This is a genomic window from Zhongshania antarctica (genome assembly GCF_014202945.1).
Taxonomy (GTDB): Bacteria; Pseudomonadota; Gammaproteobacteria; order Pseudomonadales; family Spongiibacteraceae; genus Spongiibacter; species Spongiibacter antarcticus.
Window position 1 is genome coordinate 79,295 of record NZ_JACHHW010000003.1, and the last position, 21,383, is coordinate 100,677.

The 21,383-nt window shown below is 52.3% G+C and carries 22 protein-coding genes and 1 tRNA gene; 11 read left to right on the forward strand and 12 right to left on the reverse strand.

What is annotated here, in order from left to right; genetic code table 11:
- The first annotated feature begins 161 nt into the window (after positions 1–161).
- From HNQ57_RS05460 to HNQ57_RS05470, 3 genes are all read left to right on the forward strand, one after another.
- Entirely contained in the window at positions 162–1,097 is a 936-nt protein-coding gene (locus HNQ57_RS05460) for an SMP-30/gluconolactonase/LRE family protein (protein WP_184461604.1), read from the forward strand.
- A gap of 81 nt (positions 1,098–1,178) precedes the next feature.
- Complete coding sequence (locus tag HNQ57_RS05465) at positions 1,179–1,682, forward strand: SRPBCC family protein (protein ID WP_184461605.1); 504 nt, start codon at positions 1,179–1,181, stop codon at positions 1,680–1,682.
- A 61-nt stretch (positions 1,683–1,743) separates the two neighbouring features.
- Positions 1,744–1,959: a transposase gene (locus HNQ57_RS05470; RefSeq protein WP_264299233.1), complete on the forward strand. Its 216-nt coding sequence runs from the start codon at positions 1,744–1,746 to the stop codon at positions 1,957–1,959.
- Positions 1,960–2,076: 117 nt separating this feature from the next.
- On the opposite strand, the gene HNQ57_RS05475 is transcribed toward HNQ57_RS05470, so the two are convergent.
- Positions 2,077–2,153: transfer RNA gene (locus HNQ57_RS05475), tRNA-Arg, on the reverse strand.
- Positions 2,154–2,336: 183 nt separating this feature from the next.
- Complete coding sequence (locus HNQ57_RS05480; protein WP_226968289.1) at positions 2,337–2,603, reverse strand: class I SAM-dependent methyltransferase; 267 nt, start codon at positions 2,601–2,603, stop codon at positions 2,337–2,339.
- A gap of 172 nt (positions 2,604–2,775) precedes the next feature.
- Here HNQ57_RS05480 and HNQ57_RS05485 point away from each other — a divergent pair, with 172 nt between their 5' ends.
- The 6 genes from HNQ57_RS05485 to HNQ57_RS05510 all read left to right on the forward strand — a co-directional run bounded on the left by HNQ57_RS05485 (position 2,776) and on the right by HNQ57_RS05510 (position 8,480).
- Positions 2,776–3,123: a monooxygenase family protein gene (locus HNQ57_RS05485; RefSeq protein WP_244966117.1), complete on the forward strand. Its 348-nt coding sequence runs from the start codon at positions 2,776–2,778 to the stop codon at positions 3,121–3,123.
- Between the two features lie 57 nt (positions 3,124–3,180).
- On the forward strand, positions 3,181–3,888 hold the full coding sequence (locus HNQ57_RS05490; protein WP_184461606.1) for a hypothetical protein: 708 nt from the start codon (positions 3,181–3,183) through the stop codon (positions 3,886–3,888).
- A 232-nt stretch (positions 3,889–4,120) separates the two neighbouring features.
- Positions 4,121–5,473 (forward strand): FAD-dependent oxidoreductase, encoded by a 1,353-nt coding sequence (locus HNQ57_RS05495; protein ID WP_276529732.1) that lies wholly within the window; start codon positions 4,121–4,123, stop codon positions 5,471–5,473.
- A 220-nt stretch (positions 5,474–5,693) separates the two neighbouring features.
- On the forward strand, positions 5,694–6,728 hold the full coding sequence (ylqF, locus tag HNQ57_RS05500) for a ribosome biogenesis GTPase YlqF (RefSeq protein ID WP_184461608.1): 1,035 nt from the start codon (positions 5,694–5,696) through the stop codon (positions 6,726–6,728).
- 88 nt (positions 6,729–6,816) lie between these two features.
- Positions 6,817–7,806 (forward strand): DUF6635 family protein, encoded by a 990-nt coding sequence (locus HNQ57_RS05505; protein WP_184461609.1) that lies wholly within the window; start codon positions 6,817–6,819, stop codon positions 7,804–7,806.
- Positions 7,807–7,982: 176 nt separating this feature from the next.
- A complete protein-coding gene (locus tag HNQ57_RS05510; protein ID WP_008246459.1) occupies positions 7,983–8,480 on the forward strand; it encodes a YehS family protein in 498 nt (165 codons plus the stop codon).
- Positions 8,481–8,524: 44 nt separating this feature from the next.
- Here the strand turns inward: HNQ57_RS05510 and HNQ57_RS05515 are convergent, their stop codons facing one another.
- The 7 genes from HNQ57_RS05515 to metG form a co-directional block, all read right to left on the reverse strand.
- The gene (locus HNQ57_RS05515) at positions 8,525–9,238 is read right to left on the reverse strand and encodes an electron transport complex subunit E (RefSeq protein ID WP_184461610.1); all 714 of its coding nucleotides are present in this window, start codon (positions 9,236–9,238) and stop codon (positions 8,525–8,527) included.
- A complete protein-coding gene (rsxG, locus tag HNQ57_RS05520; RefSeq protein WP_184461611.1) occupies positions 9,231–9,878 on the reverse strand; it encodes an electron transport complex subunit RsxG in 648 nt (215 codons plus the stop codon). Before rsxG ends, HNQ57_RS05515 begins: the two co-directional genes overlap by 8 nt.
- The gene (gene rsxD / locus HNQ57_RS05525) at positions 9,875–10,912 is read right to left on the reverse strand and encodes an electron transport complex subunit RsxD (RefSeq protein ID WP_184461612.1); all 1,038 of its coding nucleotides are present in this window, start codon (positions 10,910–10,912) and stop codon (positions 9,875–9,877) included. Before rsxD ends, rsxG begins: the two co-directional genes overlap by 4 nt.
- A gap of 27 nt (positions 10,913–10,939) precedes the next feature.
- Positions 10,940–13,327: an electron transport complex subunit RsxC gene (rsxC, locus tag HNQ57_RS05530; protein ID WP_184461613.1), complete on the reverse strand. Its 2,388-nt coding sequence runs from the start codon at positions 13,325–13,327 to the stop codon at positions 10,940–10,942.
- On the reverse strand, positions 13,324–13,917 hold the full coding sequence (gene rsxB / locus HNQ57_RS05535; RefSeq protein ID WP_184461614.1) for an electron transport complex subunit RsxB: 594 nt from the start codon (positions 13,915–13,917) through the stop codon (positions 13,324–13,326). Before rsxB ends, rsxC begins: the two co-directional genes overlap by 4 nt.
- 2 nt (positions 13,918–13,919) lie before the next feature.
- Positions 13,920–14,498, reverse strand: coding sequence for an electron transport complex subunit RsxA (gene rsxA / locus HNQ57_RS05540; protein ID WP_008246465.1), 579 nt, complete (start codon positions 14,496–14,498; stop codon positions 13,920–13,922).
- 174 nt (positions 14,499–14,672) lie between these two features.
- Positions 14,673–16,736, reverse strand: coding sequence for a methionine--tRNA ligase (gene metG, locus HNQ57_RS05545; protein WP_420825303.1), 2,064 nt, complete (start codon positions 16,734–16,736; stop codon positions 14,673–14,675).
- A gap of 159 nt (positions 16,737–16,895) precedes the next feature.
- Between metG and apbC the strand changes: the two genes are divergently transcribed.
- Positions 16,896–17,993 carry an iron-sulfur cluster carrier protein ApbC gene (gene apbC / locus HNQ57_RS05550; RefSeq protein WP_184461616.1) on the forward strand — a complete coding sequence of 366 codons (1,098 nt, stop codon included), beginning with the start codon at positions 16,896–16,898 and terminating at the stop codon, positions 17,991–17,993.
- A 43-nt stretch (positions 17,994–18,036) separates the two neighbouring features.
- Complete coding sequence (gene dcd, locus HNQ57_RS05555) at positions 18,037–18,603, forward strand: dCTP deaminase (protein ID WP_184461617.1); 567 nt, start codon at positions 18,037–18,039, stop codon at positions 18,601–18,603.
- 246 nt (positions 18,604–18,849) lie between these two features.
- On the opposite strand, the gene HNQ57_RS05560 is transcribed toward dcd, so the two are convergent.
- From HNQ57_RS05560 to purM, 3 genes are read right to left on the reverse strand one after another with little or no spacing between them, the layout of a single operon-like run.
- Positions 18,850–19,713: a DUF3108 domain-containing protein gene (locus HNQ57_RS05560; RefSeq protein WP_184461618.1), complete on the reverse strand. Its 864-nt coding sequence runs from the start codon at positions 19,711–19,713 to the stop codon at positions 18,850–18,852.
- Positions 19,667–20,317 carry a phosphoribosylglycinamide formyltransferase gene (gene purN, locus HNQ57_RS05565; protein WP_184461619.1) on the reverse strand — a complete coding sequence of 217 codons (651 nt, stop codon included), beginning with the start codon at positions 20,315–20,317 and terminating at the stop codon, positions 19,667–19,669. Before purN ends, HNQ57_RS05560 begins: the two co-directional genes overlap by 47 nt.
- Positions 20,318–20,320: 3 nt before the next feature.
- Positions 20,321–21,370 (reverse strand): phosphoribosylformylglycinamidine cyclo-ligase, encoded by a 1,050-nt coding sequence (purM, locus tag HNQ57_RS05570; RefSeq protein WP_184461620.1) that lies wholly within the window; start codon positions 21,368–21,370, stop codon positions 20,321–20,323.
- Positions 21,371–21,383 lie beyond the last annotated feature (13 nt).

A 21,383-nucleotide genomic window follows, 5' to 3' on the forward strand; every position in this document is an offset into this window, starting at 1 on the left:
AAAGCTAGGATCATTCTCAGCTTAACGTCTACTTTGAGCGTATGCTGAAAATAGCGGATTTCCCTCGTATGCGACGCCTTTAATAATATAAGTCCCACGGCGTGGCTGATTAAAATTTATTCGATCCGCGTTAGGATCGAAATACCAAAAATGGTTTTACAATGAACTACGGTTTAGCTGTCTTAATATTCTCTAGCGTCGTCTTTTTGACTGCCTGTAAAAACAACGGTAGTCCCTATGAAGCGGGAAACCTCGCGGCCGATGATGTATGTCTAGATTGCGGCTCACCGCGTAAGATTGTTAGCTTGCCTCAATTGGAAAATAGCTTATTTACCTCAGGTGGTCGGCTATTCGTCAGTGGCCAATTTAATCTTTACGAGATTCAGCGCGACGGTCAAGAATATCGAGCCGATGCGCTTTTGCCTGACGGCAGTGGTTGCAGTGGCATGTCTGAAGACAAGGGTGTTCTCTATGCGCTATGTTCAGGGAGCGGAGGGCCTACAGACTTTTCCGGTTTGTACACAATGTCACTTGACGACCCGCTCGCAACCCCGGTTTTTAGCTATAGCCTAACGGGCATGAGTTTGCCCAATGGCATGGTTGCAACCCCGAGCGGCTTGTATGTAACAGATGGTCCTGTGGCTATCGAGCCTAAGATCGTCCACTTAACGATCGATCCCGCAGATCCGACGCGTGTTTTGGCGCAGGATACCTGGCTGTCAACCCTGCCGGACTATCCCAACGGCTTGGCACACCACGAGGGCGTGCTCTACGTCACCTTCTACCGGCCCGGTTTCGGCGGGCAAGTTACGCGGCTAGCTATCAACCCAGACGGCACGCCAGGGGAACCAGAGAATATCGCACCCAGAGGTATCATGGACGATCTGACCGTCGTCGGTGACAGTCTGATCGTAACGGACTGGCAAAACGGCGGCTTGTTCCAAATAGATTTAGCTGGAGGCCTGCGTCAGGAAACAGCGAGTAATCTCTTTGCTCAGCCTTCCAGTGTGACCATAGCGGGCCCACCTTTGTTTGACGAGGCAAGCATACTCGTTACTGAACGCTACACGGGCGATGGTCTTTGGGTGTTGGAATAGGTGGATTACTAAGGGCTACGACTTTAGCGAAGGCGCTAAAGTCGTAGGTGTATTTTTACTTCTTACTTAACGGGCAGAATAATGACGGATAATTTCGAGTGTACTCCTGTGGGACTAACTTTTTTGGATACAGCCAGAAATGTTTTTAGAGCGGAACAGGTGGTTCGGGCGACACCGGAACAAATTTTCGATGTGTTTGAAGATGCCGAGTCTTGGACGGTCTGGGCCCTTCCAATACAGAACGTTGAGTGGACGTCACCCAAGCCCTTTGGTGTTGGCACTACTCGTACGGTATCTATGGTTGGCGGTATCGTTGGATACGAGGAGTTTGTCGCGTGGGAGCGTGGCAAACGTATGGCCTTTACATTCGTACGTTGCAGCAAAAAAGATCCGGAAAAATTTATTGAAGATTATCGCGTAACTGATCTTGGCGATGGAAGTTGCAGGGTGGTCTGGTATATGGCCATGGAAAATCGTGGTGGTTCAAGCTGGGTGGACGCGCTGACAAGACCTATTATGAGTATGGCCAACCGCTGGATGCTTGGACGCTTTAAGAAATATGTTGAGAATAGCGTATCAACGTAATTTGGCGTGAAATTGGATTATACCTTGACCATAGCCTAAAGTTGACTTCATCGAGTAACGTATACAACTCGGCTCTATCCTGCACAGGACGCTAAGTGTCTATGTTAGTCGGGTAGGTCCAATGTGGCGATTTAGAAAAAGTAACGGTATTACTGAAGGCTTTCACAGCAAGATGGAAATGATCTCAAGGCGAGCGTATGGTTTTAGGAACTTTGAAAATTATCGATTACGAGTGCTGGTCCACTGCGGGTGGGGCGGGATTATAAACAGGGTTTGATGAGTGCCATCCCCCGTTAATGGGGTAGAGCCATTCACTGGCCTGTTTGAAATTTCAGGCATAAAAAAACCCAGACCAAAGGTCTAGGTTTTTTTATATAAGTCAAAGACTTATGTTTGGTGCGCCCGGCACGATTCGAACGTGCGACCGCCTGGTTCGTAGCCAGGTACTCTATCCAGCTGAGCTACGGGCGCTTCAGGCTGCGTACTATATGGATGTCGCCCCCCTCTGTCAACGACTTCGTGAAATAAATTCGTAATTAGCTATTTTTGTTCAAAAAATCGCCAAGATATTGATATATAACAGCATTAAGGTAATCCTTTAACACGATTGGGCCTTTAAAATACAGCGTTAAAAGCACTTTTTAACCGTCTTCATTAATCAGCTAACTGCCCCAGCGTTAAGAGGTAGTGCCCCACAAACCACTCCTGGCCATCCGGATAGGCAAATAGCTCGGAGCAAGCGAGCATAAACATCCGCCAGCGCTGAAACTGAATTTTTGGATTGGGTGCATCTTTTAGAATATTTAAGGCTTGGGCTTTGTTGGCATCCAGCTTATCTAGCCACGCTTCGAGGGTCTTGGAGTAGTGCTTGCCGTTAACCCGCCAACTGTCGACCATGCGCATATGTTCAGAGAAGTGCATTAAGGTGTCGAAACAGGGCTCAATGCCAAGCGGTCGGACAATTATTGAGCAATCAGCCTGATGATTGCACAATAGATTATTGATCTCCAGCTGCGAGTTTTTTAATTGGCTTGAGAATTAATAAACCCTGAAAATTCATAAATGGTTGCCTATTGCTAGGGCTATACCGAAAATGATTGAAGAGCTTTATCGGAATCCAGGCTCGGGGCTTATTAGTCACGAGGCGTGGTTTGGTCGAGCGATAGTTATGATGCAGTACTGGCGTTCCTTCGAGCAGCTTGAACGCTATGCAAAAAGTAAGTCGTCATTACATTTGCCTACGTGGTCAGCGTTTAACAAAAAAGTGGGCAGCAATGGTGATGTTGGCATTTGGCATGAAACCTATATTTCCAGAAAAGGCATGTATGCGTGTGTGTACAATAATATACCAAAATTTGGCTTGGCAAAGGTCGTCGCTCATGTTCCTGCAGCCGGTAAATATAATGCCGCGAGTGATTGGATTAATGCCACGGTTACTTAACTTCGCGTGGCAGACCTGCTGTGAAAGGCTTGTGGCAACAAGTGGGGCTAGCGGTGAATGACGCTGTCGTCGAGCTTTGAATGCTGGCGAGTATTGAATCAGCCTACTAATTCTTGGGGCTTGGCTTGGTTCCTTGCGGCTGAGTTGTGCAGGCGGTTTTATTCATCACATGGTCTCGTTCCTTGGGTTATTGAGCGCGGGGGGCTTGGCTACTACGGCATTGAAATAAACCACGTTCGCTGCGGGGTGCACTCCGGTGCGTTGGAACCGCTGGGACGCTTTACGGCCGGTGGTAATGTGGAGAATTGGCGTCGAGGTGGTCCGGGAGATCACGGTTTGAATCTTATGGATGAATGCCTTCGAGGTGCAGAGACTGCAGCGCTCGTCCATGCTGCGGTGGCGTATTTTGAGCTGCCACCAATACCATTAACGTCACACATTTCCTGTCGTCATAAGCGCTGGGGCGATTCCTACGTACTTTGCTTTGAGGTCGCGGCTTATCTGGCAATGCAATATGAAGGCAGGAGCCTTGCGATCTGGAATCATCCTTTTCGTGTTAACGCTAAGCTGAACGAACTCGATGCCAAGGCTTCCATGCCAGAGCATCTGGGCGGTTTTCTGTTTGTTCGCGATGGTCGAGAGATATTGCTGGCCGGCGACGGCAGGGTGCTCGACGGCTCAGGAAGTAACCTGTGGCTGGATTATATGATGGGGCAGTCGGTTTCCGCGTTGGCTCAGTCGATTGAGCGGCGGCTTGCTGGCTAAGCTGTTCTGGTAGGTCGCGCCTGGCCAGTGGTGCTTTGCCGCGAAGCCGTCATCCTCACGTTTTTCTGCTACGTTTCTATTCGCGGTATAGGCTACTATTGCCTTTCGAGTCGAGGTGGTAAATCAGCATCAATAAATACGAAGTCAAACAGTGAAAAATGAAAGCGGTCATTGGGCCATTTGTTCCAATTGTCAGGGGCGCGGAAAACGAGGCCGGAGAATTCGCAAGAAAGTGCGCTTACTTTATCAGCGGCAGTTGGGCGAATTTGAAAAAATGAAAGGCGAGGGGCCGAGCCCCGTTCGGCCGACGGCCCACCTTGAACTGTGCCTGAATTGCCTTGGCTCCGGTTTGATTCCAGCCGCTGCGCGCACTGTCGCGGACCATGAAAACTACCCCCACATAGCGATTATTGGCGGCGGCATCGGCGGGGTTGCCCTAGCTGTGGCCTGTTTGCATCGTGGCATTCCTTTTACACTCTATGAACGAGACAGCGGTTTTGATGTCCGCTCGCAGGGTTATGGACTCACTCTGCAGCAAGCGAGTAAGGCTATAGAAGGCTTCGGCATTTTTGGCTTAGAGGCCGGAGTAATTTCAACAAGGCATGTGGTTCATACCACTGCAGGTAAGGTGGTTGGCGAATGGGGAATGCGCAAATGGATGCATTCCGGTACCAAAAAATCACCCAAGCGCACCAACGTGCATATTGCACGGCAGTCTTTGCGTTTAGCACTGCTTGAACAGCTCGGTGGCGTCAATGCGGTGGCGTGGGGGCATCAGTTAGTCGATTTTAAAGCGTGCGAGGGTGAGGGCGTTGACCTGAGCTTTCAGGTAAACGGGGAAATAAAGCAGGCCAAGGCCGATCTTGTGGTGGGGGCTGACGGTATTCGCAGTACCGTGCGTAGCATACTGATAGGTGATGAAAGCCCTTTACGCTACCTTGGTTGTGTTGTGATCTTGGGTATTTGTGCCTTGGCGGATCTTGACGGCATACAGAGCGATCTATTGGACTCGGCCACGGTGTTTCAAACTGCCAATGGTAATGAGCGAATCTATATTATGCCTTATGCGGCAGATTCGGTAATGTGGCAGCTGAGCTTTCCGATGGCAGAAAACGATGCCAAGGCGTTAAGTGCTAAGGGCGCACAAGCACTTAAAGATGAAGCTTGTCGACGAACCCCATGGCACGACCCCATTCCTCAAATTTTAGCGGCGACGCCGCTCGCGCGGGTGTCTGGTTACCCAGTGTATGACCGAGAATTACTCGCAGCGGAAGACTTGGAAAAAGGTGCAAAAGTAACTCTGATTGGCGATGCGGCTCACCCCATGAGCCCCTTCAAGGGTCAGGGCGCAAATCAAGCTCTACTGGATGCCTTGGCGCTGGCGCGGGCAATTTCAAAAGGCTGCTGGTCGTCATCTCAATGGCGCGACGTTGGCCTGAGGGCGTGTGTGTTAACTGAGTTTGAAACAGAAATGTTGGCGCGCAGTGCGATCAAAGTAGAAGGGTCCGCAGAGGCAGCAGAGTTCCTGCATTCTGATATTGTGCTCTATGAGGGCGATGAGCCACGTGGGCGGAGTCGAAGCTAGCTGGGGTGGTGGTGTCGGTTAAGCAATTTTGGGGCTCAGTCACCGCAGGATGCTAATTGCTTGCGCGTCTGGGTACTGGCAATTGATACGCTACACGTGGAATTTTGTGTGTTGAGGTATCGCTGTATTGCCCAAGCCGCAATACTGCCCAGGCGAGTTTGGCTAAATTACCCCGCCATAACGTACAATACTGCCTTTATCTAAAAGCAAGGCGTATTACATGGCAATTCAGTGGTATCCGGGGCATATGCATAAGGCCCAGAAGGACATCAGGGAGCTTTTGCCCCAGGTCGATCTGCTGATCGAGGTATTGGATGCCCGTATTCCTTATTCCAGTGAAAACCCTTCTATTGCCAAAATTCGCGGTGATAAGCCCTGTATTAAAATACTGAGTAAATCCGACTTAGCTGACCCCTTGGTTACTGCCGCGTGGCAGGCGCATTTGGAGCTGCAGCGAGGGGTGAAAACCTTTGCGACCACTACCGATGAGCCGGCTAAAATTAAGCAGTTGTTAGCGCTGTGTCGGCAAATGTTTCCCGCGAAAGATGCCGGTGTTAAAACGATTAACGCGATGATTGTTGGTATTCCCAATGTGGGTAAATCCACCATTATTAATACGCTGGCAGACCGGGTTATTGCCAAGACGGGCAATGAACCGGCGGTCACTAAAAGCCAGCAGCGCATAAATTTGGGCAGTGGTATCGTGCTTTTTGATACCCCCGGAATTCTTTGGCCAAAAATTGAAAACCCCAATAGTAGCTACCGCCTTGCCGTGACCGGTGCGATTAAAAGCACTGCCATGGAATACGACGACGTGGGTTTTTACGCGGCGGATTATTTGATTAAGGCCTACCCAGAACTGCTTAAAGAGCGCTTTCAGCTTGAGAGTATTCCCGACACCGAGTTGGCCTTTTTGGAAGTGGCGGCCTTGCGGCGGGGTGCTTTAAGCGCGGGCGGCCGTATTAATCTGCATAAAATTTGTGAATTGCTGATCAATGAGCTGCGTGCGGGTACGGTGGGCCGAATTAGCTTAGAAACGCCAGATATGGTGGTGGCTGAGGAAATTATTATTGCCGAAGCGCAAGCGAAAAAGGCGGCAGACGCCGCGGAGCGCAAGCGACGCTTTAAACAGGGTTCACGCAACCCCAGCGAGAGTGAGTTAGCCGAGCAAGAGGCGAATAACGCAAAACGGGCGCCCCGTGGTTCTCGTCCACCAAAAGCGACGAAGCCGACGAAATCGCGCAAATCTAAGTAGTTGCTTGCTTTGGGGAGGAGTGGATTGACGGAGTGCTTGGCCCTATTTGGGGCGAACACTTGGTGATGTGTTATGAAGAACGTGTGCCATGAGCGAATTTTCTGAGTTTGATAGTGCGTTGCGTATTGCGGACGATGTAAATGCAGAGCTTAAGTCTGATGTTGAACGCGCAATTAATGCCGCTGCGGCGCGCTATTTTGACGAATGTCGGGCAGCGGTACCGGCTTTCATTGATCGCCATTTTCACTACCCCAGCGCCATAGCCTTAAACCGTGTTGCGCTAGGCTGGGATATGCTGCGAGCACCGCTGAATTTGTTTTGGGCGCCGTTATACAGCGTGCTTGCCTTGTTAAAATACAGCTTGGTGAAGTCAAATAGCCTAAGCGGTTTGTGCCGGGTGCTCGACGCGATTCCAGCGGGCCTTAATACCAAGGTGCAAACCCAGATTAGCGATTTAATTAAGCGTGAATTGCTGAATCGTGAAGGCCACGATAATGCCTTAGAAGCGCATATACTGGCCGCCCTACATGATGTCTACCGCCAGCATAATCAGCAGCCCTTAGCGGAGCAAGGGTTTAGCCAGCTGATTGAACCTCTTTTGACTGATGCCTTGCAGCAATATCAATATACCCGCACGGCCTCGGCCGATATTGCCAATAGCTTGTCTTGCACGGTGCTTGGTGCTTTCGCTTTTCAAAAGTTTACCCCAGGTGGTATTGGTGTTGCGGCGCTGCTGGCATCGCTGGCGGCAAGGGAGTTGGCAATCCAGCAATTTTGGCTAGGTGACACCCTTGGGCAGTGGTATTACAGTCTGTTTCCGCCGGAGCCAAGTATGGCGCTAAGTCTGGGCATGTTTGCGGGTGTCTTGGCTGCCTTGGCGTCATTTGCTGCGTTTTCTGGGGTGGTCACCGATCCTTTGCAAGCGATGATGGGCATGCATCGTCGCCGATTATTGAAAATGTTAAATCACCTGCAGCAAGATTTTAATGCGAATAGTCAGGGTAGCTTTCGGCCAAAAGACCATTTAGTCGCGCGAATATTGGACGGTTTCGATATGTTGAGGTCGAGTGTGCTCTAAGATTTTGGGCGCAGTGCTGTGCTTTAATGGGTTCGCAGCCTCTTGGTGGGGCAAGTATGGCATAATAGCCCGCGAGCTATAAATTTGTGGCCTTGCAGGCCTTAAGTTTTGAGCAGAAAGGCGTTTAGAGTAAATAAGGCAATATGCCTTAGCGTTTAATCAATTGGGAAGTAAGCATGGATAATAATGATGTTCTGCGCCGAGTGCGCTACATCTTCGATTTTAATGACGCAAAAATGATATCGGTTTTTGGTTTGGCAGATCATTTGGTGAGTCGAGAAGAGGTGAGTGATTGGTTGAAGCGCGAAGGCGATCCGACTTATCAGCCCCTCAGTGATCTGCATCTTGCGGCATTTCTCAACGGTTTGATTAGCGATAAACGTGGTAAGCGCGAAGGTCCAAAGCCAGAGAACGAAAAGCGTTTAAGCAATAATATGATTTTTATGAAGCTGAAAATTGCCCTTAACCTCAAGGCCGAGGATGTAATGGCAATCTTGGCGTTAGCGGACGTGATTATCAGCAAGCATGAGCTGAGTGCGTTTTTCCGCAAAACCGATCATAAGCATTATCGCGATTGTAAGGATCAAATTTTGCGTAATTTCTTAAAGGGATTGCAGCTTCAATATCGCAACGATGCGGCGATGGAAGCGGAATTTGATGCCGAAGTAGAATAGCTTTGTGGTATCGGGTGGCGCTGTTATCGCGCCACCCCTAAGGCTTAGCTAATATTGCCCGTCACCCGAACTCGACGGCTGGTGGGTGTCGCATTCACGGATTTTGCGGCTTCGCGCTTTTTAATGCCATCGTCAATGATGTTTTTCAGGGCGATAATCATGCCCGTAAAGATAAACGCGCCGGGCGGTAGAATGGCCACCAGTACAGCAGTGTAATCATCAACCAAGACAATCTTCCATGCTTTGGCGCCCTCGCCAAAGAGTAAGTCCATATTGGCGAATATCGCGCCGGTACCAATCACTTCGCGTACCGCGCCGAGCAACATCAATATTACGCCAAAGCCGACGCCCATAATAAAGCCGTCGTACATGGCGGGTAGCACTTTGTTCTTACAGGCAAAGGCGTCGGCACGGCCAAGAATTACGCAGTTGGTGGTAATCAGCGGCAGAAAAATACCCAGAATTTGAAATAGCTCATAGGCGAAGGCCTGCATTAATAATTCGATGCAGGTTACGGCCGCCGCAATAATCATAACAAAGGCGGGTAGGCGAATGGCGTCTGAGGCAAAGCTGCGAATCATTGACACACAGGTATTGGATATCGTGAGCACCAGCATAGTCGCCAAACCCATGCCCAGTGCGTTTATCACAGAGCCGGTCACGGCGAGCAGAGGGCATAATCCGAGTAACTGAACGATGGCGGGGTTATTTTTCCACAGGCCATTCAGGGAAATGTCACGATAGCTAATGTCACTCATGGCTGTGCTCCTGATTGGACTTTTTGCCCGTAATCGCCGTGCGGTTGGCATCAAAATAAAGTAGCGCGCGGTGTACGGCGGCAGTCACGGCGCGAGGTGTGATGGTGGCACCAGTAAATTGGTCAAACACGCCCTTGTCTTTTTTCACGGCCCATTTGCTTTCGTCTGGGTTGTTTAGGCTCTTGCCGATGAAGCCGTCTACCCAGTGGCTTTTCTTATAGTCTACCTGATCGCCAAGGCCAGGGGTTTCCCGGTGGGATAAAACCCGTACGCCAGCAATGCTGCCATCGTTATTAATGCCAACGATCATATCGATATCGCCGGTATAACCGTCACGGGCGGTAGCGGGCAAAATAGCGCCTACAAACTCGCCGTTTTGGGTGGCGCGATAAAATTTCTTGGTTTCACGCAGGCCCAATAGTTCGCTGTCGGCGACGGTGTCGACATCGTCGAGCATCGAGTTGTCGTGCCGGGATTTAGGAATAATTTGCAGTAAGGCGCGCTCTTCGGCGTGACGGATATTTTCTTGAATCAAGCCTCGCGTCGACAGGTAAGTGCCCGCAATAACACCCGTGGTGAGCACCGCAAACAGGCCGAGCAGTAAGCTGTTTTTACTAATGGATTGGCCGAGAACATTCATTTTTCGGCTCCGGTGCTGTGCCCATAAGTGCGAGGCTGAGTGAAGTGGTCAATAAAGGGCGCCGCAAAATTCATTAATAGCACGGAGAAGGCCACTGCGTCGGGGTAATTGCCCCAGACCCGGATAATATAAATTAATAAGCCGATCAAGGCGCCGTAAATTAGGCGGCCGCGATTGGACACCGCCGAGGTGACGGGGTCAGTAACAATAAAGAAGGCACCGAGCATGGTAGCGCCGCTGAACAAGTGAAAGAACGGCGAGCCGCCAGAGGCAGAGCTGCCGCCGTCATAGAAAAGCAGTGACATTAGCGTTAATACGGCGAGCATGCTCAGCGGCGCGTGCCACGTAAAAATACGGCGGTATATTAAGTAGGCGCCGCCCAGTAAAAAACCGGCGTTTGCCCATTCCCAACCTTTACCCGCAATTTGGCCGAATTGGGCTGATTGGGACCAGAGATCGTCGACCAGTAATGCGTTATTTTGTTTGAGCACATCCAGCGGCGTGGCCATGGTAATCGCGTCAATAGCTTCACGACCAAAATCAAAGCAGTAACGCAGGGCCTCAATGGGGCCGAGTAGGTCACCGGCAAAACTGCCCTTGGGCGCCATCCACGTGGTCATTTCCACGGGGAAGGAAATCAGCAGCATGACGTAGGCGGCCATGGCGGGATTGAACGGGTTGTAGCCCATGCCGCCATAGAGTTGTTTGCAGATTAAAATAGCGAAGCCAGTGCCGATCATAATTAGCCAAAATGGCGCGGCGGGTGGCAGGGCAATGCCGAGCAAAAAAGCGGTGACAAGGGCGCTGTAATCATTGAGATAAAAGCCTATGGGGCGCTTGCGCCACCGCAGCGCCAAGGCTTCAAACGCTAAGGCGGTAATACTGGCCCACAGTACGTTGACGATGGTGCCAAAACCAAAGAACCAGGTCAGTGCCAGCATACCGGGCAGAGTTGCCATAAGCACAAGGCGCATGACGCTGGCGGTGCTCATCGGCCCGTGAGCGTGGGGTGAACTGACTTTTAAAAATCCCATAGTCTGCTTTGTGCTCTGTTTAAAAGTTTAGCCCAACTGCTGTTTAGCGCTGGCCAGTTTGTCTTGTAGCTTCGCGATTGAGTCGGCGAGAATCTCGGCCTTGTCGTCGCCGCTTTCTTGGGCGGCGCTTAGTTTCTCTTGCGTGCGAGCGATGCGGTTTTCTAAAGATGCAATGCTTTGCTTGAGTTTGTCGTCCTCGCTCATATCAGTCTGGGCGGCGCGCGCGGCTTTGGCGCGCTCTATTGCGGCTTGCACAGGGTCGTCGCTGCTCGCTTGCTCTGCTGATGCGGCTTCTGTGGTGATGGCCTTTGTCGAAATCTGGGCAAGGTGTTCTGCCAATTCTTGTTTCGCGTTATCGAGCTTGCTTTGGGTTTTTTCAACGCCAGTGGCAAAGGCGGCGACATTGGCGTCGTTTTGCTCTTGGGCGATACTCTGCTTTTGCTGGGCGGCGGCGAGGCGTTTTTCGGTGGTGGCGACCAGATTCTGCAAGCGTTGAGTTTTGTCTTCGTCGCTTTCGTCGGCGCTGGCACCGGCGCGTTTGGCCATTGCGCGGGCGATGGCGGCTTGCGCGGGATCTGCGGCGTCAGTGTCTGCGGGCGCACTCGTCGAACTGGCTTGGTGTTCTGCAAGTTCCTTTTGTAGGGCGATAAGTTTGTCTTCGGTTTTGATAACCGCAGTGGCAAAGGCCTCGACGCTTTCCCCGCCCTGTTCTTTGGCTAGGGCGAGCTTTTCGCGGGCGCTGGTGAGTCTGCGCTCCGCGCTGGCAATGAGTAATTGCAGGCGCTCAGTTTTAGCTGCGGGGGTTTCCTCTTCAACTTTGCCGTCGCGTTTGGCCTGCGCGCGAGCAATCGCGTCGTGCGCGGGATCGGCGGCGTCCGCCTTTTTAGCCTTGCTGCGCTCAATGGCCGCTTGAATAAGATCAGTTTTGCTGCTGTCGGGATTGCTCACCGCCGCAGCGGCTTTGTCTTTTGCTGCTTGCAGCCGCGCCGCGCGCTTGGCTTCTTTTTCGGCCTCTTCTTGCTCGAGTCTGGCGGTGCGTGCTTCAAAGCGCTCTTTGGAACGTTCTGCTTTAATTTTGTCTTGCTGGGCTTGGCGAATCTCGGCTTTTGAGGCGCGGTAGTACTGCACCAGCGGAATATTGCTGGGGCACACATACGAGCAGGCGCCGCACTCTATGCAGTCGAAAAGTTGGTGGTCTTCGAGCTTTTCGTGTTCTTGGGCGCGGGCAAACCAGTACATTTGCTGGGGCAACAGCGACACAGGGCAGGCCTCGGCGCACATGCCGCAGCGAATGCAAGCCTGTGCTGGCGGTGGTGGCGGCAGTTCGGCCACACTGGGTGCGAGTACGCAGTTACTGGTTTTAACGATGGGCACTGCGGTGTCTTGCAGGGTATAGCCCATCATGGGGCCGCCCATCACCAAGCGAATGCAGTCGTCTTTTTTAAAGCCGCTTTGGTCCAGCAGAAATTGCACTGGCGTGCCGAGTAATACTTCGTAATTGCGGGGCTGGCTGCAGGCTTCACCGGTAATGGTGGTAATACGTGAGATCAGCGGCTCACCAAAGCATATGGCGCGGTAGATCGCGGTGGCGGTGCCGATGTTTTGGCAGACAATGCCAATATCAGCGGGCAGGCCGCCAGCGGGTACTTCTTTACCCGTTAATATTTGAATCAATTGTTTTTCGCCACCAGAGGGGTATTTGGTGGGGAAGGGTACAATTTCGATGCCCGTGCCTTCGGCGGCTTTTTGCAGTGCGGCAATGCCCTCGGGTTTATTGTCTTCTACGCCGATTAATGTTTCTTTGCTGGGCTTGATTAAGTGGCGAAGAATTTCGGCGCCGGCAATAATTTCGGCGGCGCGTTCGCGCATCAGAATGTCGTCGGCGGTGATATAGGGTTCGCACTCGGTGCCGTTGAGAATTAAGGTCTCAATAGGTTTGTCGTCGCGGGTGCTGAGTTTGACCGCTGAGGGAAAGCCCGCGCCGCCCATGCCGGCAATGCCGGCTTGACGGACGCGATCGATTAACTCCATTTTACTTAAGCTGCGAAAATCTTCGACGCCGCTATGCTTAAGCCACTCGTCTTGGCCGTCGGTGTCTATCACGATACAGGCACCGCTCATGCCTGAAGGGTGGGGGATTAAACGCGACTCAATGGCAGAGACAGTACCGGAGGTCGGTGCGTGCACCGACGCGCTGACAAAGCCCTTGGCTTCGGCAATCATTTGGCCTTTTAAAACACGGTCGCCGACGCTAATGATTGGGCTGGCAGGGGCGCCAATGTGCTGAGCCAGCGGCAGTATTAGTTGCGGTGGAATACCGGCAGCTTGAATAGGGGACTGCAGTGACTGCTGTTTGTTTTCGGCGGGGTGAATACCGCCGTGAATATCCCACACCTTTCTTATGAGCTGACTCATGCGCTGGCCCCACTGCGGTCGCTGGCGATGAGATCTTCTGGCGGCTTGGGTTTGTCCCAGGCCCAGGTTTGCAAGCTGGTTTCGATGGGGCGCATTTCTATACAGTCAACAGGGCAGGGTTCAACGCAAAGATCGCAGCCGGTGCATTCACTGGCGATGACGGTGTGCATGTGTTTAGCCGAGCCTAAAATGGCGTCGACGGGGCAGGCTTGAATACACTTGGTGCAGCCGATGCATTCGTCTTCGCGAATATAGGCCACCGAGGGCACGGACTCTTCCACGGCGTCGAGGGGTTTGGCTTCTACGCCTAGTAAATCGGCAAGTGCGGCAATGGTGGCTTCACCGCCGGGTGGGCATTTGTTGATGTCGTCGCCGTCGGCAATCGCTTGGGCGTAGGGGCGGCAGCCGGGGTAGCCACACTGTCCACACTGGGTTTGGGGCAGCAGCGCCTCAACTTGATCGGCGATTGGGTCGCCTTCGGTTTTAAATTTTACCGCAGCAAAACCGAGGAGGGCGCCAAACACCACGCCGAGTCCGACCAGTGCGACTAGGGACGCGATAAAGGGGTTTTGGGCAATTAATTCAATCATCGTTATACCAAACCGGCAAAGCCCATAAAGGCCAGTGACATGAGTCCGGCAGTGATCATGCCAACCGCTGGGCCTTTAAATGGCTGGGGCACATCGGCGGCGGTGATGCGCTCGCGCATGGCAGCAAACAGTACCAAGACCATAGAAAAGCCCGCAGCAGCGCCAAAGCCATAAAGAGCCGATTCAACAAAGCTGTGGTCTTTGTTTATATTGAGTAGGGCAACACCGAGTACTGCGCAGTTGGTGGTGATCAGCGGCAGGAATACACCAAGTACTTTATATAGCATGGGGCTGGATTTACGCACGACCATTTCGGTGAACTGCACGACAACGGCAATCACCAAGATGAAGGTAATGGTGCGTAGGTATTCGAGACCGAGAGGAACCAGCAGCCACTCATAGGTAAGCCAGCTGCAAATCGAGGCGAGGGTCAGTACAAAGGTCGTCGCACTGGACATGCCAATGGCGGTCTCCAATTTATTGGAAACCCCCATAAACGGACATAGGCCCAGAAACTGCACCAGTACAAAGTTGTTAACCAGAATGGCGCCGATTAACAATATTGAATAGTCTGCTAACACAATTGTAGCCTCGTTTAGTTCTGTGTTGACACCGCGCTGAGTATTGGCGCGCAGTGACCAGCAAAATAAGCTGGCTAGACACTCATGGCTCGGATCTTAGTTTATTTCGATCAAGCGTTCAATTTAAAATACTGTAACCCTAGCGCACGGTTGGCCGCGCGCAGCAGCTTGAATTTACTGGATTTTCATGCCGGCTTTGGCGCCACTGTCGGGGCTGAGCAGCCAAATTTCCTGATCGCCAGGGCCTGCGGCCAATACCATGCCTTCGGATAGACCAAAGCGCATTTTACGGGCTTCGAGGTTGGCCACCATCACCGTGAGTTTACCCACCAATTGCTCGGCAGTGTAAGCGGTTTTAATGCCCGCAAAGACTTGGCGCTCGCCGTATTCGCCAAGGCTTAAGGTGAGTCGCAGTAATTTGTCGGCGCCCTCGACTGCCTCAGCATCGATGATCTCGGCCACTCGCAGGTCGATTTTAGCAAAATCGGGGTAGGCTATTGTGTCTGCGATACCCGTGTCTTTGTCTTTCGCTGCCTTTTTCACTTTGGTTTTTACTGGCGCTGCTGGTGCCGTGGCAGTGCTGCTGTCGCTGCTGGCAGCGACCATTGCCGCCACTTTGTCGGCGTCAACGCGGTTCATCATCGCCTTGAAGGGCTCAATGGCGTGGTCTTGCAGTGGGCTGAATTCGCCCTGCCATGTCAGCTTGCAGTTTAAGAAAGCTTCGGCTTGTACGGCAAGTTCTGGGAGTACTGGTGTGAGATAGGTCATTAGCACGCGGAATATATCGATGCACTGGGAGGCAACGTCGGCGGCTTGGCCCGCGGTGTCTTCGCTTTTTGCCAGTTTCCACGGTTCGCAGGAATCAAAGTATTCGTTGGTGGCATCGGCCAGCGCCATGATTTCGCGCACGGCTTTGCTGTATTCGCGCTGTTCGTAGAGTTCGGCAATGGCATCGCTGGCGCCAGTGACACGCTTCCACAGTTCGATGTTGTGCTGCTGGCTAGCGAGTTTACCTGCATTGCCTTTGTGCACGAATTTAGCACTGCGACTGGCGATATTAACCAGTTTACCAACGAGGTCGGAATTAACACGGTTGATAAAATCTTCGAGGTTTAAGTCGATGTCGTCTACCGCACCGGACAATTTAGCCGCAAAGTAATAGCGCAGGTATTCGGCGGGCAGATGCTCAAGATAAGTTTCGGCCTTAATATAGGTGCCACGAGACTTCGACATTTTCTTGCCGTTAACGGTTAAAAAACCGTGGGCATAAATAGCAGTGGGCTGGCGGAAACCAGCTGAGTCGAGCATTGCCGGCCAGAACAAGCCGTGGAAGTTGATAATATCTTTGCCGATGAAGTGGTAGAGCTCGGCTTTGGAATCGACACCCCAAAATTCATTAAAGTCGCGGCCATTGGCCTCGCACCAGTTGGCGCAACTGGCCATATAGCCAATGGGGGCGTCTAGCCAAACATAGAAGAACTTGCCGGGTGCGCCGGGGATTTCGAAGCCAAAATACGGCGCATCGCGGGAGATGTCCCAGCTATGCAGGCCGGCATCCAACCATTCGCGCAGTTTATTGGCGATTTGCGGTTGTAGGGCGTCGCTGCTGGTCCACTGGCGTAGCAGATTTTCAAAGTCGCCAAGCTTGAAGAAAAAGTGGGTAGAGCTTTTTTCAATTGGCGTGGCGCCGGAGATTGCCGAGCGGGGATTGATCAGTTCTGCTGGGGTGTAGGTGGCGCCACAGGCTTCGCAGTTGTCGCCGTATTGGTCATCGGCTTTGCACTTGGGGCAGGTGCCCTTGATGTAGCGGTCGGCGAGAAACAACTGCTTCTCGGGATCAAATAGCTGGGTGACGTCTTTGCGCTCAATATGGCCATTGGCATCGAGGCGGCGATAGATTTCTTCAGAGTAATGTTTGCACTCAGGGGAGTGGGTGGAGTGGTAGTTGTCGAAGCGGATTAAAAATCCGGCCAAATCCCGCTCGTGCTCGGCTTTTACCCGAGCAATTTGCTCCTCCGGCGTAATGCCGAGTTTTTCAGCGGTGAGCATAATGGCGGTGCCGTGGGCATCGTCGGCGCATAAATAGATGCAGTCGTTGCCGCGCTGTTTTTGAAAACGCACCCAAATATCGGTCTGGATAGATTCCAGTAAGTGGCCGAGGTGGAGCGGGCCATTGGCGTAGGGCAGAGCGCTGGTAACGAGGATCTGGCGCGACATGAGTGTCCTTGTTGTAAACATGGCGGCGGCAGCTGTGTGGCTGGCGGCGCGGGTGGATTCCGAGGCGCCATACTATAGCGTTTTTGGGCCACTCGTGCATCTGCTATGGCGTTGTTCGATGCTTGTCCGCCGCGTATACTCGCCCGCTGATTAAAAGGTTTATTTGAGTAGAGGCAGGAAATGGCGACAGAATTGGAATCTCAAGTTCGCGAGGCATTAATGGCCGTGGTTTTGCCGGGCTTATCCGCGCCGCTAGCACAATTTGCCGATATTCATTCTCTTGCTGTGAAGGGTGGTCGCGTCGATGCGGTTGTGGAACTGGGCTTTGCCGCGCGGAGCGCGCAGCAATCGTATGAGCAAGTGCTCAGCAATGCGGTGGAGGCACTCGACGGCGTTGCCGACGCAGCCGTGCGGGTGACCTGGAAAATTGCAGCCTACGCCGCGCAGCAAAATATTAAAAGCATGGAAAATGTCCGTAATATTATTGCGGTAGCCTCCGGTAAAGGCGGGGTGGGTAAGTCGACCACTGCTGTGAATTTGGCCTTGGCGCTGGTGGCGGAAGGCGCCCGAGTTGGTTTGTTGGATGCCGACATTTATGGTCCTAGTGTGCAGATGATGCTGGGCGTGGCCGACGGCGTGCGGCCCAAACCCTACGGTACGCATTATTTGTTGCCGATTGAGGCGCACGGTGTGCAGTCGATGTCGATGGGCTATTTGGTTACCGAAGATACGCCGATGGTATGGCGCGGGCCAATGGCAACTGGCGCATTGCAGCAGCTATTAAATCAAACCTATTGGCAGGATTTGGATTACCTCATTATTGATATGCCGCCGGGCACCGGCGATATTCAGCTGACTTTATCGCAAAAGGTGCCGGTCTCCGGCGCGGTCGTCGTTACCACGCCCCAAGATATTGCCCTGCTCGACGCCAAAAAAGGCATTGAGATGTTTCGCAAGGTGTCGGTTCCCGTGCTGGGCATCGTCGAGAATATGGCGGTGCATATCTGTAGTGAGTGCGGCCATCACGAACATGTGTTTGGCGAGGGTGGCGGCGGGCGAATGGCGAGTAATTATCAGGTGCCCATGCTGGGCTCACTGCCTTTATCTATGCAAATTCGCAGTCAGGCCGACTGTGGTAAGCCGGTGATGGTGGCGGACCCAGCTGGTGATGCCGCGGCCTTATATCGCAGTGTGGCCATTGGTATGACCGCTGAGTTAGCTAAACGTCAGCGCGTACAAAGCAACGCTTTTCCAAATATTTCTATCAGTGACGATTAATTCATTTTTATTAAGCAGCGGCTTATAAGGGTAAGGGGACGCAATGAGTATCAAGTCGGATAAATGGATTCGCCGCATGGCCGAAAACGAGGGCATGATTGAACCCTTTGAGCCGAGCCAAGTGCGGGATCAGAGTGGCTCTAAGATTATTTCTTATGGCACTTCTAGCTATGGCTACGATGTGCGTTGCGCGAATGAGTTTAAGGTTTTTACCAATATTTACTCGGCAACCGTCGACCCCAAAGCCTTTGATGAGAAGAGCTTTGTCGATATCACGGCTGACTACTGCATTATTCCCCCTAACTCGTTTGCATTGGCCCGCACCGTGGAATATTTTCGAATTCCCCGCAGCGTGCTGACCATGTGTTTGGGTAAGTCGACCTATGCGCGTTGCGGCATTATTGTTAACGTCACCCCGCTGGAGCCCGAGTGGGAAGGCCACGTGACCTTGGAATTTTCTAATACTACCACCTTGCCCGCGAAAATTTACGCAAATGAAGGTGTGGCGCAGATGCTGTTTTTTGAATCAGACGAAATTTGCGAAGTGAGTTATAAAGATCGCGGTGGTAAGTATCAGGGGCAAACCGGTGTAACTCTGCCGAAGACTTGAGCAAGGCCGCTAAACGCTTGATGGGAGACGGTATACGCTAAAGCCAGTTATGCATGGGTAAGGGAAACTGTGCTGTTTAGTCCGTCGATAGGCACACCGAGTCATACCTGCGTAGCTAGGTATCGCGTGCAAATCTAGGTCTGTGCTCCGTTGCTAGGATGGGCTCCTGCCTACGCAGGAGCGACGATTAAATAGATTTCCTGTAATTACAGGTACAAACCGGTCACATAGTTAACACTTCAGCGACTAGCCCTTAACTTTTTTAGCGTTGAGGGTAGCGCTGAGTAACTCCAGCGAGTAGGTGTCATCTTCGTCGGTTTGTTCAAGCCGAACGATCAAATAATTCCAGTCTTTCGCCAGCCACACGATGGTTTCGCTGTCGCTGTCTTCACGGCTGCGGCGCAGCTTCACGGTATTTAATTTGCCGACCGGGCTGTCGATGACTTCTTCACCCATTTTTTCAACCCGATAGGTTTTATGCTTGCCGCGGTTGACGACGGTTTGCACCATGGTGGTATCGAAGCGACCAGAAATTAGCGCTTGGCGCATTTGTAGTTGTGCGCTGAGTTGGTCAAAGGTGCCCGCCGTTAGCGGAGCTGACCACGGTTTTCGGTATTTTTTATCGCTGGCGAGGGCGCGAGGCCAATCAAAATTAATTTTTTGGTCGTGTTTGCTGCTGAAACTATTGCTGTATTCATAACGCAGGGGCCGTAGGCCCATGGCGCCGTCTTCAATGATGCTTTCTTCACTGACTTTGATAAACATCAGTTTGGCGCGTTGGGATAGCTGCCAATTATTGCCCTGCTTGCTTAAGCTGCGAGTCGCCGTGGTGGTTAAGCTATTACTGCTAATTTTGTATTCAGCTTCGTAAGGTAGAATTTTGCTTGTTTGGGCCGCTGGGGTCTTAACGGACTCCACTTTAGTGGGCTCGGCGTTAATTGGCGAGGTTTTAGTGGGCGGGACGGGAACCAGCATTTTTGGTCCAGTATTGGGAATAGCGCTCATGCCGCCGCCGCTTGCAAATACTTGGCTTGCTAAGCTGCAAAATAGCAATACGAGCAGGTTATTCTTGCTGAAAAAGAATGCCATTTTCGGGTAAGACTTGCTCATCGAATACCGCCTTTGAGTCCTGTAATACTAAGCGTCCCTCAGCAAACCATCGCGCCGCCAAGGGGTAGATTGTATGCTCTTTGGACAGTACCCGAGTCGCAAGTGCTGCAGCATCGTCGCCAGGAAATACCGGTATTTTTGCCTGAACTATCGCGGGGCCGCCGTCTAACTCTTCGGTGACGAAGTGAACAGTGGCACCCGCTTCACAGTCACCCGCATCGAGCGCGCGTTGGTGGGTGTGCAGGCCAGGGTATTTAGGCAGTAAGGAAGGATGGATATTAATAAGCCGCCCTAAGTAGTGGCGAACAAAGCGGGGGGTAAGAATGCGCATAAAACCAGCGAGCACCACCAAGTCGGCGTGATAGCTATCGATGCAGACTTGCAGTTCGGCATCGAAGGCTTCGCGACTGGCGAATTGCGTGTGGTCGATGCAAACGGTAGCGATGCCAGCTTGCTTGGCTCGCTCAAGACCATAGGCTTGCGCCTTGTTGCTGATCACCGCGCAGATTTCGACGTCGGGTAGTAGGCCGTCTCTGCTGGCATCGATAAATGCCTGAAGATTGGAGCCGCTACCCGAGAGCAGTATGACAAGTTTACAGGGCATGAATTACATGCCTGCAATAGTGACTTGTGGCTCGTCTTCCCCTGCGGCTTCAATGCTGCCGATCTCTTGTGCCACTTCACCCTGTTGGGTAAGCATGTCGATAACGGCTTCGGCGTCATCGGCGGCAACGGCCATCACCATGCCAATACCGCAGTTAAAGGTGCGATACATTTCCCGTGGCTCGACATTGCCCTGCTCTTGCAGCCAGTCAAAGATGGCTGGGCGCTGCCAAGTGCTGCTGTCAATAACGGCCTTAGTATTGCGGGGCAGGACGCGGGGGATGTTATCCAGTAAGCCGCCGCCGGTAATGTGGGCAAGGGCGTTGACCCGATACTGTTTGATAACCCGCAGTACAGGTTTGATGTAGATCCGCGTTGGCACCAGCAGGGTTTCCCCTAAGGTGCTATCGCCAAAAGCTTGATCCAATGTGGCGCCGCTGTGCTCAATGATTTTGCGCACTAGCGAATAACCATTGGAATGCGGGCCTGACGAGTTGATGCCTATCAACTTGTCGCCGATTTTGACCGAGCTGCCGTCAATGATGTCGGCCTTTTCGACCACGCCAACACAGAAACCCGCGAGATCGTAGTCATCGCCTTCGTACATGCCGGGCATTTCGGCGGTTTCGCCGCCGACCAGTGCACAGCCCGCCTGCTCGCAGCCGGTGCCGATGCCGCTAACAACGCTGGCGGCAATATCGACATTTAGGGCGCCAGTGGCGTAGTAGTCGAGAAAGAAGAGCGGTTCAGCACCGGTTACCAGCAGGTCATTGACGCACATGGCGACCAAATCGATACCGATGGTGTCGTGAATGCCCACATCCATCGCGAGTTTGAGTTTGGTGCCGACGCCGTCGGTGCCGGAAACCAGTACCGGCTCTTTATAACCGGTTGGGATTTGGCACAGGGCTCCGAAACCGCCAAGGCCACTCATGACCTCTGGGCGACGGGTGCGTTTGGCAACATCTTTAATGCGTTCTACTAGCGCATCACCGGCATCGATATCAACGCCGGCATCTTTATAGCTTAAGCTTGGCTTACTGGTGTCAGTCATAGTCGTTGGCTGT

Coding starts and splice junctions, on each gene's coding strand:
- HNQ57_RS05460 (WP_184461604.1), top strand. CDS start 162: ATGAACTACGGTTTAGCTGTCTTAATATTCTCTAGCGTCGTCTTTTTG.
- HNQ57_RS05490 (WP_184461606.1), top strand. CDS start 3,181: ATGACGCTGTCGTCGAGCTTTGAATGCTGGCGAGTATTGAATCAGCCT.
- purN (WP_184461619.1), bottom strand. CDS start 20,317: ATGCCCTGTAAACTTGTCATACTGCTCTCGGGTAGCGGCTCCAATCTT.
- purM (WP_184461620.1), bottom strand. CDS start 21,370: ATGACTGACACCAGTAAGCCAAGCTTAAGCTATAAAGATGCCGGCGTT.
- rsxD (WP_184461612.1), bottom strand. CDS start 10,912: ATGGGATTTTTAAAAGTCAGTTCACCCCACGCTCACGGGCCGATGAGC.
- HNQ57_RS05505 (WP_184461609.1), top strand. CDS start 6,817: ATGAGCGAATTTTCTGAGTTTGATAGTGCGTTGCGTATTGCGGACGAT.
- HNQ57_RS05465 (WP_184461605.1), top strand. CDS start 1,179: ATGACGGATAATTTCGAGTGTACTCCTGTGGGACTAACTTTTTTGGAT.
- metG (WP_420825303.1), bottom strand. CDS start 16,736: ATGTTTACAACAAGGACACTCATGTCGCGCCAGATCCTCGTTACCAGC.
- HNQ57_RS05515 (WP_184461610.1), bottom strand. CDS start 9,238: ATGAGTGACATTAGCTATCGTGACATTTCCCTGAATGGCCTGTGGAAA.
- dcd (WP_184461617.1), top strand. CDS start 18,037: ATGAGTATCAAGTCGGATAAATGGATTCGCCGCATGGCCGAAAACGAG.
- HNQ57_RS05480 (WP_226968289.1), bottom strand. CDS start 2,603: ATGCACTTCTCTGAACATATGCGCATGGTCGACAGTTGGCGGGTTAAC.
- apbC (WP_184461616.1), top strand. CDS start 16,896: ATGGCGACAGAATTGGAATCTCAAGTTCGCGAGGCATTAATGGCCGTG.
- HNQ57_RS05560 (WP_184461618.1), bottom strand. CDS start 19,713: ATGAGCAAGTCTTACCCGAAAATGGCATTCTTTTTCAGCAAGAATAAC.
- HNQ57_RS05510 (WP_008246459.1), top strand. CDS start 7,983: ATGGATAATAATGATGTTCTGCGCCGAGTGCGCTACATCTTCGATTTT.
- rsxG (WP_184461611.1), bottom strand. CDS start 9,878: ATGAATGTTCTCGGCCAATCCATTAGTAAAAACAGCTTACTGCTCGGC.
- ylqF (WP_184461608.1), top strand. CDS start 5,694: ATGGCAATTCAGTGGTATCCGGGGCATATGCATAAGGCCCAGAAGGAC.
- HNQ57_RS05485 (WP_244966117.1), top strand. CDS start 2,776: ATGATTGAAGAGCTTTATCGGAATCCAGGCTCGGGGCTTATTAGTCAC.
- rsxB (WP_184461614.1), bottom strand. CDS start 13,917: ATGATTGAATTAATTGCCCAAAACCCCTTTATCGCGTCCCTAGTCGCA.
- rsxC (WP_184461613.1), bottom strand. CDS start 13,327: ATGAGTCAGCTCATAAGAAAGGTGTGGGATATTCACGGCGGTATTCAC.